This window comes from Citrobacter sp. Cpa228 (assembly GCF_030333085.1).
Classification (GTDB): domain Bacteria; phylum Pseudomonadota; class Gammaproteobacteria; order Enterobacterales; family Enterobacteriaceae; genus Citrobacter; species Citrobacter pasteurii.
Window position 1 is genome coordinate 1 of record NZ_JAOWGQ010000017.1, and the last position, 4,478, is coordinate 4,478.

Annotated in this window: 6 protein-coding genes; 4 read left to right on the plus strand and 2 right to left on the minus strand. The window is 47.3% G+C overall.

Annotation, left to right across the window (positions count from 1 at the left end; genetic code table 11):
• Positions 1–186: 186 nt before the first annotated feature.
• The 4 genes from yqaB to luxS all read left to right on the plus strand — a co-directional run bounded on the left by yqaB (position 187) and on the right by luxS (position 3,480).
• The gene (gene yqaB, locus OGX91_RS00110; RefSeq protein WP_040232255.1) at positions 187–753 is read left to right on the plus strand and encodes a fructose-1-phosphate/6-phosphogluconate phosphatase; all 567 of its coding nucleotides are present in this window, start codon (positions 187–189) and stop codon (positions 751–753) included.
• Positions 750–1,178 (plus strand): YqaA family protein, encoded by a 429-nt coding sequence (locus OGX91_RS00115; protein WP_072041465.1) that lies wholly within the window; start codon positions 750–752, stop codon positions 1,176–1,178. Before yqaB ends, OGX91_RS00115 begins: the two co-directional genes overlap by 4 nt.
• A 77-nt stretch (positions 1,179–1,255) precedes the next feature.
• Positions 1,256–2,815 (plus strand): glutamate--cysteine ligase, encoded by a 1,560-nt coding sequence (gshA, locus tag OGX91_RS00120; RefSeq protein WP_005130535.1) that lies wholly within the window; start codon positions 1,256–1,258, stop codon positions 2,813–2,815.
• A 149-nt stretch (positions 2,816–2,964) separates the two neighbouring features.
• Positions 2,965–3,480 carry an S-ribosylhomocysteine lyase gene (luxS, locus tag OGX91_RS00125; RefSeq protein ID WP_005130532.1) on the plus strand — a complete coding sequence of 172 codons (516 nt, stop codon included), beginning with the start codon at positions 2,965–2,967 and terminating at the stop codon, positions 3,478–3,480.
• Positions 3,481–3,655: 175 nt separating this feature from the next.
• On the opposite strand, the gene OGX91_RS00130 is transcribed toward luxS, so the two are convergent.
• Together OGX91_RS00130 and OGX91_RS00135 are read right to left on the minus strand one after the other, a co-directional pair.
• Positions 3,656–3,796: a hypothetical protein gene (locus OGX91_RS00130; RefSeq protein WP_286625089.1), complete on the minus strand. Its 141-nt coding sequence runs from the start codon at positions 3,794–3,796 to the stop codon at positions 3,656–3,658.
• 188 nt (positions 3,797–3,984) lie between these two features.
• Positions 3,985–4,478 (minus strand): pentapeptide repeat-containing protein (locus OGX91_RS00135; protein ID WP_353622654.1); only part of this gene is annotated, 494 nt, incomplete at its 5' end.

Consider the following 4,478-nt stretch of genomic DNA (forward strand, 5'->3'; position numbering starts at 1 on the left):
CGTAGCTCAGCTGGATAGAGTACTCGGCTACGAACCGAGCGGTCGGAGGTTCGAATCCTCCCGGATGCACCATCTTCTCCTGAATTATTTCCTTGTCTTCCCTGAACAATCCTCAATTCGCTGTCAGCGACAAAATCAATCAATTACGATAAAATAACGTCTGGTTAATCGGCTTGTGAGAAGACGATGTACGAACGTTATGCAGGTTTAATTTTTGATATGGATGGTACCATCCTGGATACCGAACCTACGCACCGTAAAGCGTGGCATGAGGTATTAGGACGCTATGGGCTACGTTTTGATGAGCAGGCTATGGTTGCTCTCAACGGCTCCCCAACGTGGCGTATTGCCCAATCGGTGATTGAACTGAACCATGCCGATCTTGACCCTCATGCACTGGCGCGTGAAAAAACCGATAAGGTTAAAAGCATGTTGCTGGATAGCGTCCAGCCTTTACCGTTGGTCGATGTTGTGAAGGCCTGGTATGGTCGCCGTCCTATGTCAGTAGGCACAGGGAGCGAAAGTGCCATTGCAGAAGCTCTGCTTACTCACCTTGGGCTGCGTCGTTATTTTGATGCCGTGGTGGCGGCCGATCACGTACAACGCCATAAACCGGCTCCTGATACCTTCTTGTTATGTGCTGAGCGTATGGGCGTCGTTCCGGCTCGCTGCGTTGTGTTTGAAGATGCCGATTTTGGGCTACAGGCAGCGCGTGCCGCGGGAATGGATGCCGTGGATGTCCGGTTATTGTGAGTGATGGACTGTCGCTCCTCTCGTTGTTTGCCAGCAGCTTTCTCAGCGCCACGCTATTACCTGGAAATTCTGAAGTTGTTTTAGTTGCCTTACTGGTTTCTGGAGCGAGTCATCCCTGGGTCTTAGTTTTAACAGCAACAATGGGTAATAGCCTTGGAGGGTTAACTAACGTTATCCTTGGGCGTTTCTTTCCGTTGCGTAAAACATCGCGCTGGCAAGAGAAAGCTACTGGCTGGCTGAGGCGCTATGGCGCTGTCACACTATTATTAAGCTGGATGCCGGTTGTGGGTGATTTACTGTGCTTGTTAGCGGGATGGATGCGCATCTCGTGGGGGCCAGTTCTCTTTTTCTTATGCCTTGGCAAAACGCTGCGCTATGTTGTGGTCGCGGCGGTTACGACGCAAGGCATTATGTGGTGGCACTAATAGTGTTGTGGAATAACCTTCAGGGTGACCAATACCATTATGCTAATTAAAACGATTTTGACAGGCGGGAGGTCAATTTGATCCCGGACGTATCACAGGCGCTGGCCTGGCTGGAAAAACATCCTCATGCGTTAGAGGGGATTCAACGCGGGCTCGAGCGCGAAACGCTGCGTGTTAATGCTGATGGTTCATTGGCAACGACAGGCCATCCTGAAGTGTTAGGCTCAGCGCTAACGCATAAATGGATAACCACTGACTTTGCCGAAACACTGCTGGAGTTTATTACTCCACCGGGCGATGGCATTCACAAAATGCTCACGTTCATGCGCGATCTGCATCGCTATACTGCCAGGAATCTTGGCGATGAGCGTATGTGGCCGTTGAGCATGCCTTGCTATATTGCCGAAGGTCAGGATATCGAGCTGGCGCAGTACGGTACGTCGAATATCGGTCGTCTGAAAACCCTTTACCGTGAAGGCCTTAAAAACCGTTACGGCGCGTTGATGCAGACTATCTCCGGCGTACACTACAACTTCTCGTTGCCGATGGCTTTCTGGCAGGCGAAATGTGGCGTAACAGATGGCGATGAAGACGCTAAAGAAAAAGTGTCAGCAGGGTATTTCCGTCTGATCCGCAACTACTACCGTTTCGGGTGGGTGATCCCGTATCTGTTTGGCGCCTCACCCGCAATTTGTTCCTCCTTCCTGCAAGGAAAGCCGACAACGCTGCCGTTTGAAAAAACCGATTGTGGTATGTATTACCTGCCTTATGCCACGTCGCTGCGTCTGAGTGACCTGGGTTATACCAATAAGTCGCAAAGTAATCTCGGAATTACGTTTAACGATTTGCATGAGTATGTGGCAGGATTGAAGCGCGCGATTAAAACGCCTTCAGAGGAGTATGCGGCGATCGGTCTGGAGAAAGACGGTAAGCGCCTGCAAATCAACAGCAACGTTTTGCAGATCGAAAATGAACTGTATGCGCCAATTCGTCCGAAACGCGTGACTCGCAGCGGTGAAACGCCGTCTGATGCGCTTCTACGCGGCGGCATTGAGTACATCGAAGTGCGTTCGCTCGACATCAACCCATTCTCGCCAATCGGCGTAGATGAACAGCAGGTGCGCTTCCTCGATTTGTTCATGGTTTGGTGCGTTCTGGCTGATGCCCCGGAAATGAGTAGCGACGAGCTGCTGTGTACGCGTACTAACTGGAATCGCGTTATTCTGGAAGGGCGCAAGCCAGGCCTGACGTTAGGTATTGGTTGTGAAACGGCTCAGTTCCCATTGCCTAAAGTGGGTAAAGATCTGTTCCGTGATCTGAAACGTGTGGCGCAAACGCTGGACGGCATTCACGGGGGAGAGGAATATCAAAAAGTATGTGACGAACTGGTTGCCTGCTTTGATAATCCTGAGCTGACATTCTCAGCGCGGATCCTGCGGTCTATGATTGATACAGGTATCGGTGGCACGGGTAAAGCGTTGGGTGAAGCGTACCGTAACTTGTTGCGCGAAGAGCCGTTGGAACTGCTGCAGGAAGAAGAATTTATTGCTGAAAGTGTGGCTTCTAAGCGCCGTCAGCAGGAGATTGAAGCGGCAGATACTGAGCCGTTTGGTGTGTGGCTGGAAAAGCACGCCTGATACAAAAGAAAAAGGCCACTCGGGAGTGGCCAAAATTTCATCTCTGAAAACAGGGATGATGATAACAAATGCGCGTCTTTCATATACTCAGACTCGCCCCGGAACAAAGAGTTCAGAATATTTTAAAAAAATTTATCGGAGGTGGCTAAATGCCGTTGTTAGATAGTTTTACTGTCGATCACACCCGGATGGAAGCTCCTGCAGTCCGGGTTGCAAAAACGATGAACACCCCACATGGCGACGCTATCACCGTGTTTGATCTGCGTTTCTGCATTCCGAACAAAGAAGTGATGCCTGAGAAAGGTATTCATACGCTGGAACACTTGTTTGCTGGTTTTATGCGTAACCACCTGAATGGCAACGGTGTCGAGATTATCGATATTTCGCCAATGGGTTGCCGTACCGGCTTCTACATGAGCCTGATTGGAACGCCGGACGAACAACGCGTAGCTGATGCCTGGAAAGCGGCAATGGCAGATGTGTTGAAAGTGCAGGATCAGAATCAGATCCCGGAACTGAACGTCTACCAGTGCGGTACGTATCAGATGCACTCCCTCAGCGAAGCGCAGGACATTGCACGTCATATTCTGGAACGTGATGTTCGCGTTAACAGCAATGAAGAGCTGGCGCTGCCAAAAGACAAACTGCAGGAACTGCATATTTAGTTGTCATGCTGGATGGTGAAGGTCACGCTTCTCATCTGGTCTACAAATAATAGGCTCCAGCCGGTATAAAAAAGCCAGTTCAGATGAACTGGCTTTTTTTTATCAATGCGCGTGGCCATCGCACCTTTAAATGACATCGTCAGAATGTTGTTGTGAGCGCTATTGAATTTTATCTTTATTTTTTATTAAAAATAACACCAATTAATTTGCCAAACTCTCTATAAAAAGAGGTATATTGTCCAAAGATTTCTACGTCTTCTAAGATTTCTGGGGTTATTACACTGACATTGGTACAATAGTCATGTTTTCCCATCATAATCTCACCTTTGTCCAGTATTTTACAATAACTCTCTTGGCTAGTGATGTTAAGGGATTCCAGATAATCTTTTAGATCCTTGATGAAATCCTTGTACTCTGTGGTCGTACTGAGTCCTCTCGAAAGTAGTGCCATTTTATCTGCATCAAAGTAACCGGATTTTACGGCTTCATTCCATTCATCTGGAGTTATTGTTCTGTAAAGGATTGAATCATTAGAATAATGTTTCCTGCGATTGAATATGAATCCATCATGAACACACCATGTTCTTCCAATGTCTTATTAAACAATTGTTGACACTCTGGTTTAGCCATGTGTTTAATGGATTCGAATAATTTACCATCCTTACTGGATCTATCGAAGTCATTTGTTTCGGACAACATTATCCCACTCAACATCTTACTCAACTTTTCTGCTGCGTCAAGCTGATTATGTTGACACTCTGATTTAGCCATGTTCTTAGTGGATTCGAATAATTTATCATTCTTATTGAAGTTATTTGTTTCCAACAACATTATCTCACTCAACTTTTTTGCTGCTTCAAGCTGATTATCTTCGCTAAAATTGTCACGTATTAAACTAGTACCAAGTAGTTGCTCAGCTTCTATACTTGTTCTACTTAGATTTGCCCCGGAAAGGTCAGCATTACTCAAATCCAAATCGCTCATATCACGTCCGCTTA